Here is a 25,435-nt window from a genome sequence, read left to right as displayed (position 1 = left end):
CGCTTTGATTATTGAAAAATCTAAGTATGTGTAGGGTGTGTTATCACGAAGTGTAACGCACCGTATTCTCAGCTTTGGTGCGTTGCGCTACGCGACAACACACCCTACATCTAGTTCAGAAATCAAATATGAATCCTATAGTATTGATTTCTCAGGCTTTCATTCAAGAACAGGGTAATGGAAAACTCCGACACGAGGAGCAACTTGTTACCGAAGAACTAAGAGAACGTGGAATTCCCATTACTTTTTATACTCAAAAGCGTATTCACAGGCGACAACTTTCGCTTGATGAAAACTCTTTAGTTATGGGCGATATACCGTGTGTTTTAGGAGCATTAAAACAGCTTGGTATTCCAGAACCTTCACCAAATGATTATCCTCCATCTCTTCGCAAATTCATGCACCGTCGGATATGGACATCTACGCTTTTAGAGTTGGAACAAAGACTTCGCAACGCTAAATACTCTGCAATATTTGCTAAACCTGCTGTGCGTCGCAAACGCTTTACAGGTTGTGTCTTGGAATCAGAATATGATTTGTATCGAGTTTACGGAGTTTCGCGTCAGGAAAAGCTGCTGTGTTCAGAAGTAGTTTCTTGGCTGAGTGAGTATCGTGTTTATGTTGTTCACTCAGAAATTAGAAGTATCGATCATTATGATGGCAACGCCAATGTTTTACTAGATAGGGAAAAAATTCAGTTTGCTATCGAAACTCTCGATAATGCAGGAGAATCTTATGCAGGGTATGCAATTGATTTTGGAGTTTTAGATTCTGGCGAAACTGCTCTTATAGAGATGAACGATGGTTTTGCTATAGGAGCATATAACATTAATTGCAAAGATTACACAGACATGATTTTAGCAAGATGGGAGGAACTTCTATCTCAGCGTGTGACATAGGTTTTACTACTTTATAGTCAGAGACAAACAAGAGTTTTACCAAAAAATTGGGTCTAAAGCCCCGTGCTTCTAGCACGGCTTTTCTTCAACTTCCGGATCATCTCTCTAAGTACGTCATTTTGAGTGCGATCTGTTTCTTCGCAGTATTTCAAAAGCGTTTCATACTCTTCATTAGAGCATCGAACTGTTAATTTCTTCATGCCGTCATATTGCCGTCGTTTTATGGTATAATACTAGCATGAAAACACTGAAGTTTAAATTGTACGAACACAAAAGGAATAGACACCTCAAGCGCACAATCAACGCTGCTGGAGTGATTTATAACCATTGCATTGCTCTACATAAAAGGTATTACCGGATGTTTGGCAAGCATTTAAACTGTGCAAAACTTCAGGCTCATATCGCCAAATTAAGAAAGCGTAATTCTTTTTGGCAATCAGTAGGTTCTCAAGCAGCACAAGATATTTGTCAACGCATTGAGAAAGCTTACCAATTGTTTTTCAAACACAATAACAAAGGAGTAAGACCACCAGGATTTAAGAAGGTCAAGAAATACAAATCGTTCACCCTTAAGCAGGCAGGTTATAAGTTTTTGGGTGGAAATAGGGTAAAAATTGGTAGTCGAGTTTACCAGTTTTGGAAGTCCAGAGAAATTGAGGGAACAGTCAAAACCCTAACTATTAAACGCACCCCGTTAGGTGAGTTATTTATGGTTTTGGTTGTTGATGAGGGTAGCTCAGAAGTTGAAGTTAAGACGGGTAAAATCGCTGGCTTTGATTTTGGGTTAAAGACATTCCTCACTTGCTCAGACGGCACTAAAATTGAATCGCCCCAATTTTTCAAGCAATCCCTAAGCGCCATTAAAAAAGCAAGTTCGCGGCATTCCAAAAAGCTAAAAGGCTCATCTAACAGAGAACGAGCCAGAAAGAATTTAGTACGCAAGCATGAAGATATTTCCAACCGTCGGCGTGATTGGTTCTGGAAATTAGCTCATGAGCTAACAGATAGGTTCGATATTCTCTGTTTTGAGACTTTAAATCTCAAAGGAATGCAACGTCTTTGGGGCAGGCAAATATCAGACTTAGCGTTTGGTGAGTTTCTGCAAATCCTAGAATGGGTTGCCAAGAAGAAGAATAAACTGGTTGTCTTTATCGACCAGTGGTATCCAAGTAGCAAGACATGCTCTAATTGTAAACATATTCTAGAAAGTCTTGATTTGTCAGTTAGAGAGTGGCGTTGTCCTTCCTGTCAGTCAGTTAATGGAAGAGACGAAAACGCTAGTCGCAATATTTGTGCAGTCGGGGCATCGACTGTTGGCTTAGGTGATGTCAGACTGGCTACGCCAGCAATCGCTGTCTGAAGCTAGAATCCCCATGCCTTCAGGCTGGGGAGTATGTCAAGATTTATTGCCTAGCATCAACTACCAACCACAGACTTTTTAACCACTGACGAGGGTTAAAATAAACCCATAAACTACCAATACCTCAGCGAAATCATGTCCCTGGCTAGAGAATTAGAGACTACCCCAGCAGCTATCGAGGACATCACAGAAAATGTTATCTTTCCTCCAGGTGATTTATACTCTGATGAACCTCCCTTGGAAACCGAACTACATTTAGAGCAAATCATGCTCTTACTTAAATGTTTAAAATGGTTGTGGCGCGATCGCAATGATTTTTATGCTGCTGGTAACCTGACAATTTACTATAGTTACAATCAGCGCAAAGATGAAAAATTCCGAGGCCCAGATTTTTTTGTGGTTCTAGATACAGAACGCAAAACCCGTAAAAGTTGGGTAGTTTGGGAAGAAGATGGTAAATACCCGAATTTGATTTTAGAAATTCTCTCGGAATCAACAGCGAAGACAGACAGAGGATTGAAGAAAAAACTTTACCAAGATACTTTTCGGACTCCAGATTATTTCTGGTTTGATCCCTACACCTTAGAATTTGCAGGATTTCATTTAGTTGATGGTAAATATCAACCCCTAGAACCCAACAATCAAGGACATTTGTGGAGTCAACAGTTAGAGTTATATTTGGGTATTTATCAAGGCTTAGTAAGATTTTTTACCCCAGAAGGTGATTTAGTTCCGACACCAGAAGAAATCGCAGAATCAGAACGTCAGCAAAAAGAAATTGCTCAACAAAAAGCAGAAAGATTAGCTGCTAAGTTGCGAGAGTTGAATATCGATCCAGATACAATTTAGAACGTGGATGTAAGAATACCACTAAAATTATTAGGTTTCCAATTTTAATTTCAAGTTACAAATGACAAATGACAAATGACAAATAACAAATGACACCCTTTAGCAGCTATCGTTAATTGCAACGCTCTACTTAATTTAGAATTGCTGATGACCATACCCAACTGGATTACTTTTTCGCGCTTATTAGGAATACCATTTCTCCTTTACGGCTTATACAATCCTACAACCGAAGCTAAATGGATATGTCTAACAATCTTTCTAGTAGCTGCATTAACCGATTGGTTAGACGGCTATTTAGCAAGGAAACTCAACCAAGTTAGCGATTTAGGCAAATTTCTTGACCCTTTAGTTGATAAATTCTTAGTACTTGCGCCGTTGATGGTATTAATTGAATTAGGCAAAGTCCCCGCGTGGGGAGTGTTTCTCATCTTAGCGCGAGAATTAGCGATCGCAGGTTGGCGGGTGAATCAAACTCAAATTACTGGGGCGAATATTTGGGGTAAACTCAAAACTGTCAGTCAAATCATTGCGATCGCACTTTTAATTGCACCCTTATCACCAGATTGGCAAATTCCAGCCATAATTGCATTTTGGATTTCCGTAACTCTGACATTAATCTCTGGGGCAATTTATCTGCTACCCTCATCTGATTAAACTGCTGGTACTAAAATTTGCGATCAGCCTTCATCTACATTTCATTGATGCAACTCTACTGCGGTAGCCGATAAGCAATTTCAGCAATTTTAGATCTGACAGGTCTTTCTTTGTTGATTAATACTAGCTTCTGCCTAGTTCCCGTTACCGATGGCAGATTTTCTTGTTGCATCTCCCAAGCCAAAGTCGTATAGACAATGGCATCCAAGTCATTATACTGGGGTTGCCAACCCAATACCTGACTGATTTTATCAGCACAAGCTGTTACACAAGCTGGATCTCCAGGACGGCGTTCAGCTTCAATTACAGGGAAATCTACACCAGAAATCGCCTTTACTCTTTCAATTACTTGGCGCACACTGTAGCCTTTGCCATAGCCACAATTGAGAGTTTGGCTTTCTCCACCCGCCTCTAAATAGCGTAAAGCATCGACATGGGCAGAGGCTAAGTCTTCAACGTGAATATAATCTCTAATTCCTGTCCCATCAGGAGTGGGAAAATCTGTGCCAAAAATTTTGACTTCTGACTGACGTTTAAGTGCTGCATTACAAGCGGCTGCAATTAAGTGTGTTACATTGCGTAAACTTTGCCCTAGTCGCCCACCCGGATCTGCACCGCCCACATTAAAGTAGCGTAGAGTTACATACCGCATTCGAGACGCTAAACTGTGGTCTTGAATCAGCCATTCACTCATCAGCTTTGAGCGTCCATAGGGGTTAATTGGTAAAGTAGGTGTAGATTCGGTAACTGGGTTTTCTTCAGGTTCGCCGTAAACAGCGGCTGTACTAGAAAAAATAAATTGGTTAACGTCTAGAACATTACAGCATCGCAACAAATTTAGAGTATTGCGTGTATTGTTACTATAGTAGTCAAGAGGATGAGCCACGGATTCTGGTACAATTAGACTGGCAGCAAAGTGCAACACTGCGCCGAATCGGTGTTTGGCAAAAACTTGGTAAAGACGGTCTGTGTCTGCTAAATCACCAATAATTAACTCACCATTTAGTACTGCCTTTGGTGAACCTGTAGAACAATTGTCGTACACCACCACATCATATCCAGCTTCCCCTAATTGGCGCACGACGTGGGAACCAATATAACCTGCACCGCCAGTTACTAATACTTTCGTTTTCATCTACCTTTACCTAACAAAACGACCCTGACAGTTTTAAAGGCGATCGCAATATCTAACCATAAAGAATAATTTTTAATGTAATAGAGGTCGTAAGCTAGCTTTTGGGCAGCATCCTCCACTGAAGCACCGTAAGGATAAAGTACCTGTGCCCAGCCAGTAATTCCAGGTTTGACTAAATAACGTAGTTCATAATATGGAATAACTTCTTTAAGTTTGATATCAAACTCCGGTCGTTCTGGACGAGGGCCAATTAGACTCATATCTCCCCTCAACACATTAAAAATTTGTGGTAGTTCGTCAATCCGTAAAACTCGCAGCCAATACCCTACCCTGGTAATTCGTGGATCGCGTTGGCTTGCCCATTGTGCACCCCGCTTCTCAGCATCTTGATACATAGACCGAAATTTGTAAACCCTAAATGGTTTACCGTATAATCCTGTGCGTAATTGACTGTAAAAAACTGGGCCTGGACTATCCAATTTAATAGCCAGCATTGCCAATAGCATCAGGGGAAATAAAAATATCAGTAATAGGCTTGCCAGTATCAGGTCTATGACCCGCTTCACCTTCAAACTTATACCACCAGGCACCAAGTTAAAGCCAGCACTAAAAGCTAACCAGCTATCTTCTAGCACTGATGAGGGAAGTTTATACCATAGAGTTTCGCAAATATCTGGTAACCTGTATGTTGGGATACCTTGCAGCCTGAGTTGCATCAACTGCTGCACTTGGATATCAGAAAAATCCCTTGGGGTTGCAACTACTACCCCTGAAAGAGGCTGCTGCATCCAAGCTGACAAGTTATTCAGTCCGCCTCCGTAACTCAGATGCGATTCTGTTTTTGCTAATTCAGAGATGTCTTGGCTAGCTTCGGCAAGTACTACCAAGCGCCCTAATGGGTTATGTTCTAGGAACATTTGGGCAAATTTCATCCCACTCTCGCCACCTCCCAGCATCAACCACTGACTTTGCTCGGCGTGCGATCGCAACCACTTAACTGCCCATAATCTTAAAATCACCGCCCAGATAGTAAATATTCCCAGGCTGACTAGCAAAATACCTCTTCCCAGCAACGGATGCTGTCCCCAAGTTCCAGTTAAGTAAATTAGGGCAGAAGTAATGGCAGCAACTATAAAACTAGCTAGCAAGATCCGCGCTGGAGCACGCAAACCTGCTATTTGTGTGTCTGGATGATAAGTATCTGCCAGATAAAGCCCTGATAGAACCAGCAGCATAAATCCGCAAACCACTCCATCAAAACCTGTAATTGCCTGACCCAGACGTAACCAAAAGGCAACCCCTAAACAAACAACTAGGCCAAAAATATCTCCTACCAACAGTAATACAGGCATGAAGCGTGGGATTGTAATTACTTGAACGCTTCCCCTGTAAGTGTGAAATGGTATATTGAACATAAATATTTTATACTACTCTTAATTCCGAAGTAAACGAGCTATAGGTAGTAGATTTTTGCTGCTTAAATATGCCTAACCCTGAGTATTTATCAATAGAAATCTTGATTAGCAGTTGCCAATTTTCCTCTGCAAATTTGGCAAAGTTGATTAGCTCAGTTTCCGTTTAAGAGTATTTTAAGTGCTTCAGGGAGAATAACTAGTCCCTTTAATTACAAATAAAAATTACAAATAATCTAACATACAATAGAGTGATTTTTATAACAATTACTTTACATAACTTGTAATTTCTTAGTAGATGTTCTCGAGATATTTTTATTGCAAGGTATATACTGATGACACATAGCTTTTGGTTCTATGTAACTGGTGCTTTACCGATTACTTATTAGTCAAACTTTTAAGTATAAATATTAAAAGCCAATAAATAATATTTATGCATTGGCTAATTATATATAAATTATTCTTATAAATACCAGTGGATTTGTCAAACATAGTATTTATAGTGAATAAAGAACAGGAAATAGTATAGAATAATCGGGACGTTTTGGGAATCAAGACATTTGAGAGAAACTTTCTGATCAGAATATTTTGCGAATACTTCTGATCCATAGCAAGACTAGCCATACTCCTTTGGGTTAGTCACTAATTGTGTTGGTATAAATAATAGCGCCAACTCAATTTATCACTGGTTTTTCAGGAAATTGTTTTATGCCTACTAAGCAAGAAGAGCGTGAAGTCATTGATGTCCAACAGTATTGGACAGTTCTCAAAAGGCGTTGGCCAGTGACAACAGTTGTAATTGGCTCTGTGTTTGGCTTGACAGCCTTAGTAACCTTCCTTCAAAAACCAGTTTACGAATCACAAGCCAAACTATTATTTAACAAACAAAATGGAGTGTCATCACTGACTGGTTTGTCTTCCCAAGTAGGAGAACTGAGCGGTTTAACCAACCTCAGCAATCCAGTGGATACAGAAGCCGAGGTCATCCGCTCAAATCCTATCGTCCTCAAAACCATTACCAGCCTTGACCTCAAGGATAAATCTGGTAAACCACTGACAATTGAAAAGTTTCTGAAATTACTCAAATTGAAAACCATCCGGGGAACGGATGTCATGCAGCTTTCCTACCGCAGCACTAATCCGCAAGAAGCTGCATCTGTAATTAATTCCCTGATGAACTATTACTTAGAAAATAATGTTCGGACAAACCGCGCAGAAGCGAGGTCTGCAAGAGAATTTTTAAATCGGCAATTACCAGAGGTAGAGAAACGAGTTTTAAAGGCAGAAATGGCCTTGCGCCGATTTAAAGAAAAAAATAGGGTAGTTGCTCTAGATGTAGAAGCAAAAGTTGGTGTTGAAGGATTAAAAGAGCTAGCCGAGGAAATTACCAGAACTCAAGGGGAACTCACTGCTGCTAAAACTCGCTCTCTGGCTCTGCAAAATCAAATGAAATTGAATACAGATACCGCTGTTGAACTCACCACCTTAAGTCAATCTCCTGGGGTACAGCAAGTACTTACAGAATACCAAAAAGTACAAGACGAGTTAGCTGTGGCACGGACTCGCTTGACAGAAGACAACCCAAAAATTATCAATTTGGAGAATCAAGCAGTAGCTCTTAAAAACCAATTAGAAGGGAGAGTTGCTCAAACCATAGGCAATTCTGAGTATATGCCAGAGCAAAATTTGCAAATTGGCAACCTCAAGCAGACTTTAACTGAAAATTTAGTTAAATCAGAAGTAGAACGTTTAGCATTAACTAACCAAGTAGCAGAATTAAAGCAGGTACTTTTAGTCAACAAAAACCGATTGGATAGCTTACCTCGGCTGGAACAACAACAGCTACAGTTACAACGACAGTTGAAGGTAGCCCAAGTTACCTATGAACAACTGTCGAAGCAGTTACAAGAAGTTGAAGTTGTAGAAAACCAAAATGTTGGTAATGCAAGGGTCATATCTGAAGCTTTAGTTGCTGATAAGTCTGTTTCTCCAATTATTCCTCTAAACTTGGCACTAGGGGGAATTTTGGGAATTATATTGGGTGCAGGCACAGCACTGGTGTTGGAATCTATAGATAATTCCCTCAAGACTGTAGAAGAAGCCAAGCGACTTTTGGACTATCCTTTGCTGGGTGCAATTCCACAGGCTGAAAAAGCTAAAGGTAGTGAAGGTGTGGGAGAAGTAGAATTACCTGTACTCAACAATCCCTATTCACCAGTGTCTTCAGCTTTTGAGATGCTGCAAACTAATTTAAGTTTTAGCATTTCTGACAAGATGCTGAAAGTAATTGCCATAAGCAGTTCAATTCCTGGCGAAGGAAAATCTTTTGTAGCTGCTAACTTAGCAGTAGCAGTAGCCCAACTCGGACGGCGAGTATTGTTAGTGGATGCAGATATGCGTCGCCCTCGCCAGCATAAAATTTGGGAGCAAAATAACCTTGTAGGACTAAGTAATATTTTAGTCGGTCAAACTGAGTTACAAACTACCTCTAAAGAAGCTTTGATGACTCTGGATATTATTACGGCTGGGACAATTCCACCTAACCCGGCTGCACTTTTAAATTCTCAACGCATTGCTACATTTATTAAGGAAGCAACTCAAGAATATGACTTTGTAATTATCGACTGTCCACCTTTGACTTTGGTGGCTGATGCCTTGATGTTGAGTAAGTTGGTAGATGGAATTCTGCTGGTTGTACGTCCTGGTGTTGCTAATACTGGGTCAGTTAATGCTACCAAGATGTTGTTAGAGCAGTCTGGTCATCAGGTTTTGGGGATGGTAGCTAATGGTGTTACTCCTGAAAGTAGCTACGGTGGCTATTATGCAAAGAGTTATTACGGAGCAAAGCAATCTCACAAAAATGGGAAAGTTGATGCTTCAATATCAAAAATTCGGATTTTGTGAGCCTTTTTGCAATATTTTAGATGCCTCTGTGAATTAAATTTTGGTAAGTGCGATCGCGATAGAACATTAGAGATATAAGCAGACTTTAAACCTGGAAATTATTGGCAATAATGCGTATATTCAAGCAGTTATTCCAGAATTATAATAATCTTTTTATTGATCGGGGACGGACAAGAATTATTCGTGCATTACTCACGGGTAGTACAACATTAGTTGTCAAAGGAATGTCTACTCTAGCTGGATTTATTGCAATTCCACTAACAGCTAAATATTTAGAAACAGAAAGATTTGGTCTATGGTTGATATTAAGTTCTTTATTAAGCTGGATAAGTATTGCTGATTTTGGTTTAGCAAATAGTTTAACAAATGCATTAGCAACAGCTGATGCTAATGAAGATAGGCAGATAGCCAAAGAGTTTGTATCAAGTGCATTTTATCTAATGCTCTTAATAGCATTAATCTTATTCATAGTCTTCTTAATACTATATCCATCAATCTCTTGGGAACGAGTATTCAATATAAATTCAATGCTGGCAAAACAAGAAGTAGGAGTATCAATTTTTGTATGTTGGATTTTGTTTATCATCCGTCTGCCACTTTCAATTCCTAGTCGCATCTATGCAGCCTATCAAGAAGGATATTGGTATCAAATATGGGGTGCCTTCAGTAGTTTTTTATCAATAATTAGTATAATAACTGCCATTTATATTCATGCTAACTTACCCTGGCTAATAGTAGCTAGCTTCGGAACTTTACTGATAGGAGATATATTTTCTGGCATCCATTTATTTTGTTTTAAACGGAAATGGTTAGCACCTAAATATGAAAATTTTAACGGGCTTCAATGTAAATGGCTCTTAAAAACTGGGTTTCAGTTCTGGATTGCTCAAATCTCAGCAATTTTAATTTTTCAAACAGATCTAATTATTGTTGCTCAATTATTTGGTGCGAGTTCAGTAGCAAGTTATGGAATTACTTTAAAATTGTTCTCTCTGATTCTATATATTTCATCCTCATTTATTATTTCTCTTTGGCCAGCCTATAGTGAAGCTTTAGCTAAAGGAGATTATACCTGGATTAATAATACATTTAAAATGTCGATTTATATCAGCTTCATCTGGTCTCTATTTGTAGGCATATTACTAGTTATATTTTCTCCGCAACTTATCAGCTTATTAGTTAATAAAGAAGCAATTCCACATATTAGCTTGCTTTTGGCGATGCTATTTACAACAGTATTAAATTGTATTGCCCAATGTGTAGCAATGTTGGTTAATGGGTTAGGCGAATTAAAGTTACAAGCTATATTATCCCCTGTTTCTGCTATTAGTAATATTATTTTATCAGTTTTCTTAGGTAATTTACTAGGTGTTTCAGGAGTAGCTTGGTCTACAGGAATTTGTATTTTGTTATTCTCTTTAGGAGCAGTAGGTGTTGATATTATAAATAAGCTGAAATTAAGAATTAGTAATATAAATTATTTGTAGGTTAAATAAAAATGATTAAAAATTGCCCTATATGCTCTTCTAAAAGAGATGTTTACTTCACAGCAACTATTATTAATAAATATGAGGTTAGCTATCTATATTGTAATAATTGCGGTTTGCTACAAACAGAGTATCCATATTGGCTAGAAGAAGCTTATAGTAGTGCTATTGCAGATGCAGATACTGGTTTAGTCGCGAGAAATATTGCAATTTCTAAAAGACTAGCTTGCATTATCTTCTTCTTTTTTGATCCACAAGGCAGGTATTTAGATGTTGCAGGTGGCTATGGGATGCTAACAAGACTGATGAGAGATATTGGTTTTGATTTCTACTGGTCTGACTTATATTGTGAAAATATTTTTGCTAAAGGCTTTGAGGCATCTACTACCACTAATGAATTTTGTGCAATAACTGCTTTTGAGGTATTAGAGCATATCTATAATCCCATTGAATTTATTCAAAAATCTATCAAAGATGCTGGTACATCAACAATTATTTTTTCTACAGATTTGTTTGAAGGCAATCCTCCACAGCCAGAAAATTGGTGGTATTATGCCTTCAATACAGGACAGCATATTTCTTTCTATCAAGCAAGAACAATTCAATTTATAGCAGATAAATTATCAATGTTTTTTTATTCATATAAAACTATTCATATACTTACTTATAAACAGATACATCACCATATACTTTTGAGAATAATGGCTGGACGTTTAGGAAATATTGGCTATGAATATGTAAGAAAAAGAATGAATTCCAAAATTTTAACAGATCATAATACTCTGCTTAGAAAACTATAAAAAATATATAATAATTGACATATGGGTATTTTCTCGAAAATACTCATTTTTCATATTTTTAGATAACAGGTAGAAATGATAAAATTATATTATGATTACCAAATATTTTCTTGGTCAAAATATGGCGGAATTTCCCGTTATATATATGAAATTGCAACTCGAACTGCAAAAATTAATACATTTGAAGTGCAAATTCTTGCTGGATTTTATGTAAATAAGTATTTGGAAAAATGTAGTGCAGATTTAGTCAAAGGATGGCAAATACCTCTCATACCAAAGTCATCCAAAATTATAGGTGCAATAAATGCCGAATTGTCTAAAATATGGCTTAATCATAGTAATCCTGATATTGTTCACGAAACTTTCTACTCTAGGTCATGTATAGCACCTAAGCAATGCAAAACTGTCATAACAGTTTACGACATGATTCACGAAAAGTTTGCACATTTGATGCCAGAAAAAGATAGAAAATTTAGTCTCATAAAAGCAGAAGCAATTAGACGTGCAGATCATATTATTTGTATATCTCAAAATACAAAGCAGGACTTAATTGAAATCTTGGAGATAGATCCTAAAATCATATCTACGATATATCTTGGTTATTCTCTTCAAAGTCATGAAAATATAAAAAAAACTCCAAAAATATCTGACCCTTATATACTTTATGTTGGAGAGAGGAGATTAGAATACAAAAATTTTAAGAAATTACTTCAAGCATATGCTAGTCGTCGAGTGATATTTGATAATTTTAAACTTGTATGCTGCGGAGTAAAATCCTTTTCTGATGACGAGATAGCCATGATTAAAAGCTTTGATATTGATGATACTCATGTCATATATTTACCAGGAGATGACAAAACATTAGCAAATCTTTATACTAATGCATCTGCATTTATTTACCCATCTCTTTATGAAGGTTTTGGTATTCCACCTCTAGAAGCAATGTCATTTAGTTGTCCTGTTGTGTGTAGTAACACTAGTTCAATTCCAGAGATAGTTGCAGATGCAGGTGAATATTTTAATCCTTATGAATTAGAAAGCATAGCAGATGCATTAGAAAGAGTTCTTTTTTCACAAGTAAGGACTAAAGAACTTATTATGAAAGGTCAAGAAAGAGTCAAGTATTTTTCTTGGGATACCTGTGCAGAACAAACACAACTAGTATATAATTCACTACAATAAATGTCATGCTAAAAGCAGAAAATTAGAAAAAATTTTATTATTTGTCAAGCATATACATTTCTGTTGTTAGCTATATTATGTAGATATTGTATGTGGCGCAAAATTGTCAGTCCTGAAGTACTTTTGCTACTAGGTACCCTTCAAGCTCTTTCTCCTTATATTCTTTGGATTATTCAAGGGCCAAATGAGAGTTATAACTATGAAATAACTTATTTGCCTTTATTTTTATGGACTGTTGGATATTTCTTCTTTTGGCTAGGTACTAGATTTTTTAAATCTAACCTGGATAATATATCTCCTACGATAGTAAAAATTAGTTTTAGTGGTTTAAAAAGAATAATATTCATTATTTCAGTTCTAATAATTATTCAAATTATAAATATTGTTCGAGCTTATGGTTTTTTACCAATTCTAGAATTTTTCTCAGGAAATATAAATATAAATGATGTGAACAACAATGCTGTTGAAACTGGCTTTGGTCAGTTAGGTCTTTTTGCCACGTCTTTATTTTTTTTAAATGGATTATTATTATCTTTATTAATCAAAGCGATAGAATCTAATAAAAAACTCTCTTTCTTTTTCGTAGTTAATTTACTAATTGCTATTTTTGGAACTTTGATAACTGGAAAACGCCAGGGATTGTTTATTTTAGTATTTTTTCTATTTTCTGGACTCTCAATCCGTTTTAATAGTCCATTAAAAAGCTTTATAAATATATTTGGACTCCAGATCAGTAAGCAGGTAAGAATCTTACTTTACTTGGTTGTGCCAGCAATCTTAATTTACTTTATGGGTTTGATTGCTTCTTTAAGGATTGGTTCAGGTTATCAAATATCTGGCACTGATGAAACTATAAATTATCTCCAATGGCCTCTAATTAATTTCGAGGCGCAGTGCGAACAAGCTGGATTAGGACCATATAAGTTTAACCCTATATACACGTTCGTTAATTTGCTACCCTATAGACTTTATGAAGACTACGTAATGAATAATGATTTACCTACTCTTCCTGAGCCAAGTTCCCCTGTAGGGTTCTATGGAAATTTACATTGGGGATTAGGAATTCTGGGAATTATTGTATTTTCTTTTATTTTTGGAATGATATCTAAATATTTTTATAGCAAATCATTTTTTAGTCTGCCACATTTGTTAATTTATTGCCAAATTACATGGACTTTAATTGCTGCTCATACCTATAATCATTTTCTTTTTCTTGTTTTTTTACCATTACCTGCATTATGTTTCTTAATTTTTGGCTTTTTCTGCAATACTATATATAACAAATAAAACAACCGCAGTAGATCCAGGACAATTTATAATCTTTTATTGGCAATAATTATCTTTAATTATTGTTCAAAAATTGAAATATCAAAATTTATTACCCTGCAATAATGATGAAGGTATTATGCGTTTTTGGAAAGTATCAGTATGGTAATTCTGCCCGTGGAATTAACACTGAATACGCAGCATTTGTACCAGCTTTAAGAAAATTAGGACATGAGGTTGTTCACTTTGAATCATGGGATATGTCAGCCTACGCCAGTTACGCTGAAATGAACCAAGCACTACTAGAAACAGTGGGCAAAGTACAACCTGATGTCATATTAACAGTTCAAATGCATTATGAAATTTGGTTAGAAACATTAAAAATTATTCAAGCACGTGGAGATGTTGCAACTATTTGTTGGACTACTGATGATTCCTGGAAATACAGGCAAGTATCGCGATTTATAGGCAGTGCATATCATGCAATGACTACAACATATCCTGAGATTATCAATAAATATCATCAGGATAATATTCAAAATGTTTTATTATCTCAGTGGGCAGCTAGTTCAGAGACATTTAATGAGCCTTTGTCTTGCAAATATTGCCAATATCCAGTCTCTTTTGTAGGAAGAGCATTTGGTAATCGAAATTACCGCATATCTCAATTACAAAAATCTGGAATTGAAGTGGCAAGTTTTGGTTATGGCTGGCCTTCTGGATCAATACCAGCAGAAGAAATACCACAGATTATGAGAGAGTCCGTAATCAGCCTCAATTTTGCTAACTCTATAGGTCAAAACCAAATTAAAGCAAGAACTTTTGAAGTCCCTGGTGCTGGTGGTTTTTTATTAACCGAATATACACCAGGATTAGAAAGGTATTATACGCTAGGTAAAGAAATTGAAATCTTTTATGACATCCCCGAATTAGTTGAAAAAATAAATTACTATGTGGCACATCCAGAAGAGCGGGACGCGATCGCGTGGGCTGGGTTTGAAAGAACTAAGCGGGAACATAATTATGAAATTCGTATGCAAGAAGTTTTAGATTTTGCTATAAAGTCTAAGGAAAATTGGTTAAAAAATAATCGCATACAATTATCACAACTATCACAATTATCACTTAATGATGCATGTGACTCCCACAAAATTAGCTGGGAATTAAAAGTTTTAAGTGTAATTTTATTGTGGTTTTGTAGATTAATTTTCGGACAAGAAAAAGGTAGCAAGGCAGCGAGAAGAATTATATTTGAACTCAGCTGGAGACTGTTTAAAAAAACTACTTTTACAGCTAGTGGTTGGCCTGGTAGAATGTTTCCCAAATATTGATATGAGAGAGTTTAGTAAGTATAGTTGATCGTAATCAGGGGTTGTATTTCATAGAATTTATACTTTAAGTTTTGAAATTTACATTTATTTGGCGATTGATAAAATATAAATACTTAGAATTTTTTCAAAGATAAAATACTAGTCATAATATTATAGAATTCCAGATGTATTAAGCATGAATATCGAAAAGTAAGATTATGAAAACATCTGTTAGTGTTGTGATACCATGTTACTTTTGTGCTCATACCATTGATAGAGCCGTTAAGTCTATAGTTCAACAAACTCTTAGACCATCAGAGGTCATACTTGTCAATGATGGAAGTAAAGATGATACTTGGAAAATTCTACAAAAATTACAAGCTGAATATGAAGAAAATTGGATAAAAATTGTAGATTTAAAGTTAAATTATGGCCCTTCTAAAGCTCGTAATATTGGTTGGGATTTAGCTACTCAAGATTATATTGCTTTTCTGGATGCTGATAATGCTTGGCATCCAGAAAAAATAGCATTTCAGTATTTATGGATGTGTAATAATCCTCATGTATTAGTTTCTGGACACGCACCGCCTGGATCTCTTTCAAATTCCAATAAATATAATCTAGAGCCTATACTCTTAAATCAAGACGTTAAAGCCAGAGTAGTGACAAAAAAACAAATATTAAAGTCTAATCCTTTTGAAACTTCATCAATAATGATTAAGAGAAATATTCATTATCGATTTGATAATAAGCAAAGATACTGCGAAGATTATTTTTTATGGATGCAAATTTGTCTCGATCAGCAAATTATTTATTTATTGGATAAACAATTAACTTATGTTTATAAACAACCTAAAAGTTTGAGTAGTAATATTGTGAAAATGAGATTAGGAGATATTAATAACTTTTGGAAACTTTGGAGAAATAATAGAATCAACTTGGCGGAAATGATTTTCTTGATAAGTAAATCATTAATCAAATTTATGATTTTATTAATTTCACCGAAACTTCACTCTTATATGAAATATATTTTATATTCTCATAAGAATTAATATAAAATCGACTATAGTAAATAGAGTTAATCAATGGAAGCAGCAATAAGTATTAGTGCATCACTAGTTCTGTATAAAAATGATAGTGGCATGGTTAACCGTGTGATAATGTCTACTATCAACACACCTTTAGATATAAAATTGTGTGTGATTGATAATTCACCTGAGCCTAATTTAAAAACATTATTTACGAATATAGAGCAAGTTGATTATCATTATAATGATGCCAATAATATTGGCTTTGGTAAAGCACATAATTTAGCGCTTTCTAAATGTAGAATGGCTGACTACCATCTTGTGCTTAATCCAGACATATATTTTGACAAAAATGTTATACCAGAACTGATAAATTATTTAGAAAATCATCAGGAAGTTGGTCTAATTCAACCCAAAATATTGTTTCCTAATGGTGAAATCCAATATCTTTGTAAGCGTTATCCAAGATTTTTTGCATTGTTTGCTAGACGTTTTATTCCTCAATCATTACACTTCCTGGTAAAAGCTTATTTGGACTGGTATGAAATGCGGGACATGGGCTACGATAAGGTGGCAGATGTTTTGTATTTATCTGGGTGCTTTATGCTTTTTCGTAGAAAGTATCTAGATGAAATTGGATACTTTGACGAAAATATATTTATGTATCTTGAGGATGCAGATATAACTTTAAGAATGGCTGAAAAATATAAAACAGTATTTTATCCTCATGTACATATTTTTCACCATTGGGCTAGAGGCTCATATAAGTCAATTCATCTCGCAATAATTAATATTCTGTCAGCTATTTATTTTTTCAACAAACATGGATGGAAAATTTTCTAGAACACCTCTTAAAGCAAGTGTTTTAGTTGATGCTTATTCTGAACTCAAATAGTTAGAAAATTCGGTTCTTACGTACCTGTTACGCCAAATTATTAGTTAAACCTCAAAGCTTGGCTGAAAAATATAGCTTAAGAACTCAAACACTTGCCAAATGCCTAAAATGTTATTAAATAATGCCCATTATTATTGTTTGGCAAGGGTTGCATGATAATTGTGAACGTGATTTAGCATAGTATGTAATGAAGAGCCGAAAATTCTCAACGAGGATATTATAGTAGTATTGTCTTTAAGACACACCAGGGTTATCGGAATTTTGGATTTTTTGCAAAATTTGTTCAACTTGGGAAGCTTTTTCCTTTCTATTTTGCGATTTGAAAATATTTATAGCTTTTTTGAGAGAAGTTAAAGCTTCATCTCGTTTATTTGTTTGCCATAATGCTAGTGCTAAATTCGTTAATGCATCGGCATAATCAGAATTAATTTCCAAAGCTTTGCGATATTCGCTCATAGCTTCATCCCAGCGGCTTTGGCTAGCGTAAACAATACCGATCGCATTATAAGCTAGGGCATATTTGGGTTTGAGGCGGATGGCTTCTTGGTAAGAGGTGATTGCTTCCTCTAACCTATTTTGTCGAAATAGTACATTTCCCAGTTGATAATGACCAAATGCATCTTCGGGGAATCTTTTGAGAAATTTACGTAAACTTTCCTCTGCTCCTTTAAAATCACCTTGACTGTATTGAGCATTTGCTTGTTGAATAAACTGCGATCGCTCTTGAAGAAGTGAGTCTTGCTGTAATTGTGCGATTTTTGGCTCTGTAATGTTGACGTTGCGCTGTGGAGTTAATCTTTCAGCAGACTGTTCTGGGGAATGAAAAGAATTTTGCAATGTTACCGCTAACACTGATGGCGCGCTAATCATTGTCGTGATCATGCTTAGTGTTAAGTAACTAAGAGGTTGAACACATACTGTTTTAAGTTGGTTGTTCAGCGTCATTGTCCTCAATCCCTCAAGAGTGTTCTGATCCCTATAATAAATTCAGGTGCGTTAACAAATCTACAAACGCACCTCAATTATTTGTCGCCAATGTGGTGTTAAATGTTCCTGGTAAGGTCAAGGATCAAGGGAAACTAACACATTTGAGAGGATTCTCAGTGGATTAACTGGTACTTGAGGGTTAAAAGCCACATGAACATCAGCGTTTGAGGTGGCTGAAGCTGTAACATCTTCGTTTAAGGAAGAAATGAGGAAATTTATATACTACACAAAATAGTTTATATCGCTTCCCTTATTGGGGAGGTACAGCAATAAAAAATTAACCGCACATGGAAGACAATAAACGCATATAAACGCTGATAAATTTGTACTTGATTATAATAGAAAAAACTATAAATTTAACTATTGTTTACTTAGTTCATCTAATGTTGTACAGGGTATCTTTTAAATTCTATATTATTTTTTCAACATTTTTGTACATAAGATTACTTATAATAATCTAGATATCAAACAAGTGAAAATACTTGTGTAAATCCGACATTTTGCAAGGAGATAATACAGTTATGGGTTGGTTACAAAGACTCTTTGGTATGGAAAAACCAGAAGATGCTCAAGTGAACCCTGAGCCAACTTTAGTGGCTGAGAACTCTTCTGAAGGCGAAAGCATTCCGCTTGAGCGAGTGGGACTAAATGGGGAATATGATCAAAGTGGTTTAGCAAAAAGAGTTGCGCTAGCGTTTGATGAAGATTCTCGCTTTGATGACATTAATACAATTTATGTTGCTCAGTTAGGCAGTACGGTAGTTTTAAAAGGAAAAGTACCAGATCAAGACATTTTAAGTCAATTGGTAGAGATTGCTGGTGGAGTTAGTGGTGCTACCGATGTTGTGACTGATGAAGTAGGAGTTGGTTAGTATTGTTTGTTTTGCAAATTTTAGGTTTTAAATTTTGGATTGTAAGGATTAAACAATTTAAAATTTAAAATCTAAAATTAATTAGCTATCTTTATGAGGAGCAGACTGTCAATGAAAACTCAAATCTCGGCTCGTCAATTTGGGATTGGGCTAACTTTATTAACTGTTTTAATGCTAGCAAGTTGTGGTCAAAAATCGGGAGAATCTGCTAGCAATACTGAAAATCCTACTGCTGTTTCTCAAACGAAACCTACGGCGAAGAGTGCTACTGCAACATCTGCAAATCAAACTGTAATTCCCGCAGAAGCACAAAAGCTAGGTGTCAAGCCTGAAGGGGAAACGGCTTGTCCTAGTAATGCACCAATTAAAGGGAAGATTACCAAAAAGCGTGGCAATATTTACCACATTGCAAAAGCGCCTGATTATGCGAAAGTTAAACCTGATATCTGCTTTAAAGATACAGCAACAGCAGAAAAAGCAGGTTTTTCTGCGCCTAAATAGGTAGCTTGCTAAGATGATTTAGTAATTTAGCCCGCCTTTGCGGGCTGAGTTTTTTGAGCGATCGCCCTCACCAAAAAGCAGATCACACAGGGATGCGATGGTCGCGAAGCGAACCGCCGCAGGCATCGCGGTTGTGTGGTGTATCAAAATCAATCAACGGCCCTTTGGGTACAATGCGTGTCGGGTTAACCTTGGGATGACTCCGATAATAATGGCGTTTAATGTGGTCTAAATTACAAGTTTCTTTAACTCCCGGTACTTGGTAGAGTTCTTTGAGATAATTCCACAGATTAGGATATTCCACAATTCGCCGTAAGTTGCATTTGAAATGCACATAATAAACAGCATCAAAGCGAAATAGGGTAGTAAACATACACCAGTCAGCTTCGGTAATTCTATCGCCGCAGAGATAGCGTTGTTTGTCTAATACTTGTTCCCAGTAATCGAGTGCTGCAAATAATTCTGTTACCGCTTCATCATAAGCTGATTGAGTAGTGGCAAATCCCGCCCTGTAAACACCATTATTGATGGGTTGATAAATTTTATCAATGGTTTCGTCAATTACCTTTTGCAAATCTTGCGGATAAAAGTCAAAATCTGCTTTGGCAAAATCATTGAATTCTGTATCAAACATCCGAATGATTTCGCGAGATTCATTATTGACGATGGTCTTTTCTTTGATATCCCATAAAACTGGGACAGTTACTCTACCGCTGTAGTTGGGATCGGCTTGTAGATAAATTTGCCATAGATAGTTAGCGTTATTCACTGTATCGGGAATTGCTCCCGGCTCATCATTAAATTCCCAGCTATTTTGAGCAATTTCTGCAGCAAATACCGATAAACCAATTACATCTGTTAATCCTTTTAACTGACGGAGAATTGCAGTGCGACAAGCCCAAGGACAAGCCCAAGAAATATATAAATGATATCGCCCTGGTTCAGCTTTAAATCCACTAGAACCATCGGCTGTAATTTTATTGCGAAAAGTGGTTGATGGCCGGATAAATTTCCCTTGAGAATCTTCCTGATCCCGTTCTGACACCCACTTACCATCTTTGAGGATTCCCAAACCCATAAGCATCTCCTGATAACAATTTTGGATTTTCGATTCAGGCTTTGGCAGAAATCTCAAATAAAATTAAAACTTATTTATTAAATAAAAGTTAAATGAAATTAAGGGTTTTGAAGCAAAATTCTATTACGCAACCTAATGCACAACCTGAATGCACTTTCTTACGCTTCTTATAGACTTTTTCTAATTATAGGAATCCGATTTTACTTCTGAAAAAATTTCAGCTTTGGTACTGATGCGTTACGCGATCGCTAACGCATCCTACGCGAACTTCAAGAATCAAATATGTTAATTGAGTACCAGTCATTAGCAAATGACTAATGACTAAATAACTAATGACTACTCAGCATTCAGAATTTTTGGTACTTTAAAAAATTCTCCTTCTTGTTCTGGCGCACAGCTGAGGATGGCTTCTCGGTCAGGATAGGGTTTTAATTCATCCTCTCTTGTCACATTGCTGACATCAATAGCCCTGGTTGTAGGGGGTACATTACTGACATCGAGTTCACTTAACTGCTCTATGTAATCTAGAATACTTCCTAGTTGCGTGGTGAATTGCTCCTCCTCTTGGGAGGTTAATTCTAAACGAGCAAGCAGGGCTACTTTATGGACTAATTCACGATCAATCATTATTGTGTCAAAGGTTTCAAGAGTCAACAGTCAAGAGTCAAGAGTCAAGAGTCAAGAGTCAAGAGTCAAAACTATCGACTCTTGACTCTGGGCTAAAAGAATACGTCAATTTGCGATCGCCCAGTGGTTTTCAGCCAGTTCTGAGCTTCAATATAGTTATTGGGAGCCATGCGAATGGCGCGAATCCAATAGTCTGCCGCTTGGTCAAACAAAGCTTCACCACCATCATTATCCCCAGCTTCTTTGGCTTTTTCGCCTTGGTAATGATAAATTACGGCGATGTTGTTTAAGGCTTGGGGGAGGCGTGGGTTTAACTCAATTGCCTGATGGTACAATTCTAAAGCTTTGTCATGGTCGCCGTTGCTGGCATAGATTAAGCCCATATTGTAGAGGATATAGCCGCGATCGTTGGTATCTTCCTCTAATGTGAGTGCCTCTTCATAGTATTCTAAGGCTTCAGCATATTCGCCTTCTGCTTGGGCCGACATGCCATCTCGATAATAAACAAACGCTTCTTTAGCTTTTTTGTTAGTTGGCAGTATCTTGAGAATGATATCTGCCATGACTGTAAAGGATTTGTCAATAAAGTTATCGTTTTTTTGGGTTCTTGGCATATTTGCCTCTGTGAGATTGCAGCTATTGGCGTGAACAATGCCCGGAGAGTTTGTTTAGCCGTTGTTGAGACGCGATAATAATTCTCTACGTCTTGTGGGCATAGGCGAACACCCTTATTTTCCCTCTAAAGCCAACCAGATGAAAGGGGGGAGCCGCGAATTATGTCCACGTGGTGATTTTGCCATCCGTATAGTTAATAACTAATTTAACTAAAATTGTCAGGTATTGTTGTCGTTGATTGGCAGAACACAGTCTGGACTGTTGTGCTGAGGTTTATTGACTAAGGTGCTAACTGGGTAGCTAGTCATTGACGCGGCTGGATAAGGACGTAATAGCGGTTCTAGGACTTCAGGGCTTTCCAGTTGGGGATCTAACCACTGATTGTAATCTTCAGGAGCCAGAATCACGGGCATCCGGTCGTGGATGGGTTCGAGTAATTCATTCGCTGCTGTGGTCAAAATGGTACAAGAGGCTATTTCTTCTCCTGAAGCCGATTGCCATTTCTCCCACAATCCAGCAAAAGCAAAGGGTTTTTCATTTTGAAGACGAAAATAAAATGGCTGTTTTTTGTTTTGTTTTTTTTGCCATTCAAAGAAGCCATCCGCTAGCACTAAACAGCGCCGACGCTTAAACGCTGAACGAAAAGAGGGTTTTTCGGCAACAGTTTCTGCCCTAGCATTGATGAGTTTGGCCCCTATGCTGGGATCTTTTGACCATGAGGGGATTAACCCCCAACGTAACTGCTGAAATTCGCGCCGATCGCTTTCGGGTTTATGTAGTACCGTTGCTATCATTTGCGTAGGTGCAATGTTATATTGCGCTGCTAAATCGGGCACTGTTTCCAACTCAAAAGCTTGAGCTAATGCTGCGGCTGTTTGCTTTAAAGTAAATCTTCCACACATAGTTTTATTGGCGATCGCAGATTAAAATTAGACGTATAAATCCGAGCAATCATCGATATTTTTTTATTTCTTCAGATAATTCTATTTTCACTCTGATGCTGAATATAAATAAAAAAATATCCGGTTTTTTGAAAATCATTTGGTAAGATATTGTATTTTAAACCCCCCCTTCTTTCGCTCATATTCCCTATTATATTTTTGGCATGGAAACATTGCGGCTGTACGATTTTTTACCTTCAGGTAATGGCTATAAGATTCGTCTTCTCTTGACGCAAATCGGTATGCCATTTGAGAGAATTGAACTCAACATCACTAAAGGCGAGACTCGAACACCCGAATTTTTGAGTAAAAATCCTAACGGTAAAATTCCCCTTTTGGAGATTGAACCTGGGAAATATTTAGCAGAATCAAATGCTATCTTGCTGTATTTAAGTGAAGGCACAGAATTTCTACCTTATGATAGGTTTCTGCACGCTCAGGTACTACAATGGCTATTTTTTGAACAAAATAGCCATGAACCTTTTATTGCCACATCCAGATTTTTAATCTCTATTTTAGGCAAGCCGGAAGCACACCAAGAAACGATGAAATCTATGCTGGAAAAGGGTTACGCTGCCTTGAAGGTGATGGAAAATCATCTAAGCGATCGCAGCTTTTTTGTGGGCGATCGCTATACTATTGCTGATATTGCTTTGTTTGCTTACACCCATGTAGCTGATGAAGGCGGTTTTGATTTAACACAATTTCCTGCTATCCAAGCTTGGATAGAACTTGTCAAATCTCAGCCTGGATATATAACCATTCACCAAGAATGACAGTATGATTTTCTTACCAGTTATCAGTTAACAGAGGTTAACTTTCAATTAATCGCTGTTAACTGACCACTGATTTGAAAGTGCTGAGTACTGAGTGCTGAGTGCTAAATAAAAAAACTTGAGACTTTCATGCATGGCATTCAATACTAAGTTTCAGTGTCAATTTCTACAAACTTTTGCCGAGAAGTAGCACCAGATTTAATTCTGATATAAGATTTTGGTACATTAAATTTTTCAGCTAGTAGTTTAATTAACTCTTCATTCGCTTTACCATCTACTGGTGGAGATTTTAAATGTACATTCAAACTACCGTCAGCTTGTTCTTCAATTTTTTGTTGTTTGGAATTAGGTTTAACTTTAACTTTTTTTTGCATTGCCTATCTTCTTTATTAGGTGTCGCCTAATTTTAACAAGCTTGTCAGGAATTAATGTATGAGTAATTAGAACTTTGTTGATAGATTAATTTTAAAATAAAGCCAGGTGCGTTACAGTCAATAATGTCTTTGCTGAGTGAAAAATATGCATAAGCAGCGTCGTAACACACCCTAAAAATTTAGTCTTGCAAGTAAGCCATTCACGCCAGGTTTTGTTATAACAAGACATAAAAAGCTGTCTTTTCTATGCCCCATGCCCCATGCCCTATGCCCTATGCCCTTTTTCAAGCTAGTCTGAAACTAATAATTTAGGACTAACGCATTGACAGAATGATAAAATAATGCGTTAAGAAAAAAGTGTTGTCTACAAATAGGTATCGGACAATCAGAGAAATCAGTAAACTCTCAACAGCACAATGCAATCTGGAACATTACACTCTATTTTTGTTATCGGAACCGAAGCATGGAGGATGCAGTAGGTTAGCAGAAATATTGGGGAATGTTTCACATGATAGTGTGAACCGTTTTTTGTTGAGGGAGAGATACGCTCCCTATGATTTGTTCAGTACGGTAAAGACTATTATTAACTTGACAGGAGGGATTTTAAGTGTAGACGACACAGTCATAGAAAAACTGTACAGTAATCCAAAATATGCAGAATTAATCGGTTATTTTTGGTCAGGTAAATATCATAAAAGTATCAAAGGGATAAATTTAATTACGCTGTATTACAGCGACATACATGGAAGCTCAGTACCAATAAATTACAGAATATACGATAAAAAGGAGGGGAAAACGAAGAACGATTATTTCCAAGAGATGCTAATTGAAGTAATTGATTGGGGTGTAAAACCAAGGCTAGTAACAGGAGATAGTTGGTACTCAGGAGTAGAAAACTTAAAATTTTTAAGAAACCAGAAATTGGGTTTTCTATTTGGGGTTGAGAAAAATAGAACTGTCTCTAATGAACCAGGAAAGTATTGCCAAGTAAGTGGTTTAGAGATTCCTGATGAAGGGTTGGTAACTCATCTGAGAGAATTTGGATTTATCAAATTGTTTAGGAAAGTCTTCAAAAAAGAAGACTCTAGACATTATATATTGTATCTACCAGATGCTGAAGCTCTTCAGCAAATAACTCGCAGTGAATTTGTGACAATTCATGATACTCATTGGGGAATAGAAAGTTTTCACAGAGCAATAAAACAAGTATGTGGAATTTGTCGATTTATGGTGAGCCAGTGCGTTGGGCGGGTCTCCCGACTTGAAGCAACTGGCGAACCCGTAAGGGTTAGAGATAGCCATGCAATTAAAACACACATATTTTGCTCACTTCAAGCATTTGTTCGTTTAGAGCTAATGCGGTCTGAAAACATCATTTCTAATTGGTATGAATTACAAAGAAACTTGTTTACTTTAGTTGTGCGTGATTATATTGTGGACAATCTCACCAATACTTGTGCTGCCTAGTACACATCAATAATAT

General features: G+C 36.8%; 25 protein-coding genes. 16 read left to right on the top strand and 9 right to left on the bottom strand.

The annotated features are described in order from the left end of the window. Nucleotides 1–128 precede the first annotated feature (128 nt). Nucleotides 129–899, top strand: a complete 771-nt coding sequence (locus HG267_RS02885) for an ATP-grasp domain-containing protein (RefSeq protein ID WP_045871830.1) — start codon at nucleotides 129–131, stop codon at nucleotides 897–899. A 53-nt stretch (nucleotides 900–952) separates the two neighbouring features. Here the strand turns inward: HG267_RS02885 and HG267_RS02880 are convergent, their stop codons facing one another. Then, the gene (locus HG267_RS02880; RefSeq protein ID WP_045868487.1) at nucleotides 953–1,099 is read right to left on the bottom strand and encodes a ribbon-helix-helix protein, CopG family; all 147 of its coding nucleotides are present in this window, start codon (nucleotides 1,097–1,099) and stop codon (nucleotides 953–955) included. A 38-nt stretch (nucleotides 1,100–1,137) separates the two neighbouring features. Between HG267_RS02880 and HG267_RS02875 the strand changes: the two genes are divergently transcribed. The 3 genes from HG267_RS02875 (at nucleotide 1,138) to pgsA (ending at nucleotide 3,762) form a co-directional block, all read left to right on the top strand. Beyond that, complete coding sequence (locus HG267_RS02875; protein ID WP_045867859.1) at nucleotides 1,138–2,259, top strand: RNA-guided endonuclease InsQ/TnpB family protein; 1,122 nt, start codon at nucleotides 1,138–1,140, stop codon at nucleotides 2,257–2,259. 135 nt (nucleotides 2,260–2,394) lie between these two features. Then, a complete protein-coding gene (locus HG267_RS02870; protein ID WP_045871829.1) occupies nucleotides 2,395–3,108 on the top strand; it encodes a Uma2 family endonuclease in 714 nt (237 codons plus the stop codon). A gap of 147 nt (nucleotides 3,109–3,255) precedes the next feature. Then, the gene (gene pgsA / locus HG267_RS02865; protein WP_045871828.1) at nucleotides 3,256–3,762 is read left to right on the top strand and encodes a CDP-diacylglycerol--glycerol-3-phosphate 3-phosphatidyltransferase; all 507 of its coding nucleotides are present in this window, start codon (nucleotides 3,256–3,258) and stop codon (nucleotides 3,760–3,762) included. Between the two features lie 55 nt (nucleotides 3,763–3,817). On the opposite strand, the gene galE is transcribed toward pgsA, so the two are convergent. Next, the gene (gene galE / locus HG267_RS02860; RefSeq protein ID WP_045871827.1) at nucleotides 3,818–4,897 is read right to left on the bottom strand and encodes a UDP-glucose 4-epimerase GalE; all 1,080 of its coding nucleotides are present in this window, start codon (nucleotides 4,895–4,897) and stop codon (nucleotides 3,818–3,820) included. Continuing rightward, nucleotides 4,894–6,312 (bottom strand): sugar transferase, encoded by a 1,419-nt coding sequence (locus HG267_RS02855; protein WP_081584069.1) that lies wholly within the window; start codon nucleotides 6,310–6,312, stop codon nucleotides 4,894–4,896. The genes galE and HG267_RS02855 overlap by 4 nt, the downstream gene beginning before the upstream one ends. Before the next feature lie 705 nt (nucleotides 6,313–7,017). Between HG267_RS02855 and HG267_RS02850 the strand changes: the two genes are divergently transcribed. The 8 genes from HG267_RS02850 (at nucleotide 7,018) to HG267_RS02815 (ending at nucleotide 17,129) form a co-directional block, all read left to right on the top strand. Further along, a complete protein-coding gene (locus tag HG267_RS02850; protein WP_096621605.1) occupies nucleotides 7,018–9,213 on the top strand; it encodes a GumC family protein in 2,196 nt (731 codons plus the stop codon). A 110-nt stretch (nucleotides 9,214–9,323) separates the two neighbouring features. Next, nucleotides 9,324–10,700, top strand: a complete 1,377-nt coding sequence (locus tag HG267_RS02845; RefSeq protein WP_045871825.1) for an oligosaccharide flippase family protein — start codon at nucleotides 9,324–9,326, stop codon at nucleotides 10,698–10,700. An 11-nt stretch (nucleotides 10,701–10,711) separates the two neighbouring features. Beyond that, nucleotides 10,712–11,500, top strand: a complete 789-nt coding sequence (locus tag HG267_RS02840; protein ID WP_045871824.1) for a methyltransferase domain-containing protein — start codon at nucleotides 10,712–10,714, stop codon at nucleotides 11,498–11,500. 75 nt (nucleotides 11,501–11,575) lie between these two features. Continuing rightward, nucleotides 11,576–12,682, top strand: coding sequence for a glycosyltransferase family 4 protein (locus HG267_RS02835; protein WP_045871823.1), 1,107 nt, complete (start codon nucleotides 11,576–11,578; stop codon nucleotides 12,680–12,682). Nucleotides 12,683–12,772: 90 nt separating this feature from the next. Continuing rightward, nucleotides 12,773–13,969: an O-antigen polymerase gene (locus tag HG267_RS02830; RefSeq protein WP_045871822.1), complete on the top strand. Its 1,197-nt coding sequence runs from the start codon at nucleotides 12,773–12,775 to the stop codon at nucleotides 13,967–13,969. A gap of 104 nt (nucleotides 13,970–14,073) precedes the next feature. Then, nucleotides 14,074–15,279: a glycosyltransferase gene (locus HG267_RS02825; RefSeq protein WP_228045610.1), complete on the top strand. Its 1,206-nt coding sequence runs from the start codon at nucleotides 14,074–14,076 to the stop codon at nucleotides 15,277–15,279. Between the two features lie 197 nt (nucleotides 15,280–15,476). Further along, entirely contained in the window at nucleotides 15,477–16,310 is an 834-nt protein-coding gene (locus HG267_RS02820) for a glycosyltransferase family 2 protein (RefSeq protein WP_052335275.1), read from the top strand. 33 nt (nucleotides 16,311–16,343) lie between these two features. Continuing rightward, a complete protein-coding gene (locus tag HG267_RS02815) occupies nucleotides 16,344–17,129 on the top strand; it encodes a glycosyltransferase (RefSeq protein WP_210403109.1) in 786 nt (261 codons plus the stop codon). A gap of 286 nt (nucleotides 17,130–17,415) precedes the next feature. Here the strand turns inward: HG267_RS02815 and HG267_RS02810 are convergent, their stop codons facing one another. Then, entirely contained in the window at nucleotides 17,416–18,126 is a 711-nt protein-coding gene (locus HG267_RS02810) for a tetratricopeptide repeat protein (RefSeq protein ID WP_045871820.1), read from the bottom strand. 563 nt (nucleotides 18,127–18,689) lie between these two features. On the opposite strand from HG267_RS02810, the gene HG267_RS02805 reads away from it, so the two are divergent. After that, a complete protein-coding gene (locus tag HG267_RS02805) occupies nucleotides 18,690–19,040 on the top strand; it encodes a BON domain-containing protein (RefSeq protein WP_045871819.1) in 351 nt (116 codons plus the stop codon). Nucleotides 19,041–19,151: 111 nt separating this feature from the next. Further along, nucleotides 19,152–19,541 carry a hypothetical protein gene (locus HG267_RS02800; RefSeq protein WP_045871818.1) on the top strand — a complete coding sequence of 130 codons (390 nt, stop codon included), beginning with the start codon at nucleotides 19,152–19,154 and terminating at the stop codon, nucleotides 19,539–19,541. An 82-nt stretch (nucleotides 19,542–19,623) separates the two neighbouring features. On the opposite strand, the gene HG267_RS02795 is transcribed toward HG267_RS02800, so the two are convergent. The 4 genes from HG267_RS02795 to HG267_RS02780 all read right to left on the bottom strand — a co-directional run bounded on the left by HG267_RS02795 (nucleotide 19,624) and on the right by HG267_RS02780 (nucleotide 22,763). Next, a complete protein-coding gene (locus HG267_RS02795) occupies nucleotides 19,624–20,619 on the bottom strand; it encodes a glutathione S-transferase family protein (protein ID WP_045871817.1) in 996 nt (331 codons plus the stop codon). Between the two features lie 336 nt (nucleotides 20,620–20,955). Beyond that, complete coding sequence (gatC, locus tag HG267_RS02790; protein ID WP_045871816.1) at nucleotides 20,956–21,246, bottom strand: Asp-tRNA(Asn)/Glu-tRNA(Gln) amidotransferase subunit GatC; 291 nt, start codon at nucleotides 21,244–21,246, stop codon at nucleotides 20,956–20,958. A gap of 92 nt (nucleotides 21,247–21,338) precedes the next feature. After that, nucleotides 21,339–21,860, bottom strand: a complete 522-nt coding sequence (locus tag HG267_RS02785) for a photosystem I assembly protein Ycf3 (protein WP_045871815.1) — start codon at nucleotides 21,858–21,860, stop codon at nucleotides 21,339–21,341. Nucleotides 21,861–22,079: 219 nt separating this feature from the next. Next, nucleotides 22,080–22,763 carry an SOS response-associated peptidase gene (locus HG267_RS02780; protein WP_045871814.1) on the bottom strand — a complete coding sequence of 228 codons (684 nt, stop codon included), beginning with the start codon at nucleotides 22,761–22,763 and terminating at the stop codon, nucleotides 22,080–22,082. Between the two features lie 203 nt (nucleotides 22,764–22,966). Here HG267_RS02780 and HG267_RS02775 point away from each other — a divergent pair, with 203 nt between their 5' ends. Further along, nucleotides 22,967–23,578, top strand: a complete 612-nt coding sequence (locus HG267_RS02775) for a glutathione S-transferase family protein (RefSeq protein WP_045871813.1) — start codon at nucleotides 22,967–22,969, stop codon at nucleotides 23,576–23,578. Between the two features lie 146 nt (nucleotides 23,579–23,724). Here the strand turns inward: HG267_RS02775 and HG267_RS02770 are convergent, their stop codons facing one another. Continuing rightward, complete coding sequence (locus HG267_RS02770; protein ID WP_045871812.1) at nucleotides 23,725–23,952, bottom strand: DUF167 domain-containing protein; 228 nt, start codon at nucleotides 23,950–23,952, stop codon at nucleotides 23,725–23,727. 444 nt (nucleotides 23,953–24,396) lie between these two features. Between HG267_RS02770 and HG267_RS02765 the strand changes: the two genes are divergently transcribed. After that, on the top strand, nucleotides 24,397–25,419 hold the full coding sequence (locus HG267_RS02765) for a transposase (protein ID WP_081583864.1): 1,023 nt from the start codon (nucleotides 24,397–24,399) through the stop codon (nucleotides 25,417–25,419). The last annotated feature ends 16 nt before the right edge of the window (nucleotides 25,420–25,435 follow it).

It is taken from the genome of Tolypothrix sp. PCC 7601, assembly GCF_025677855.1.
GTDB classification, from domain to species: Bacteria; Cyanobacteriota; Cyanobacteriia; order Cyanobacteriales; family Nostocaceae; genus Aulosira; species Aulosira diplosiphon.
This window is presented reverse-complemented; position numbering and strand designations above follow the sequence as displayed.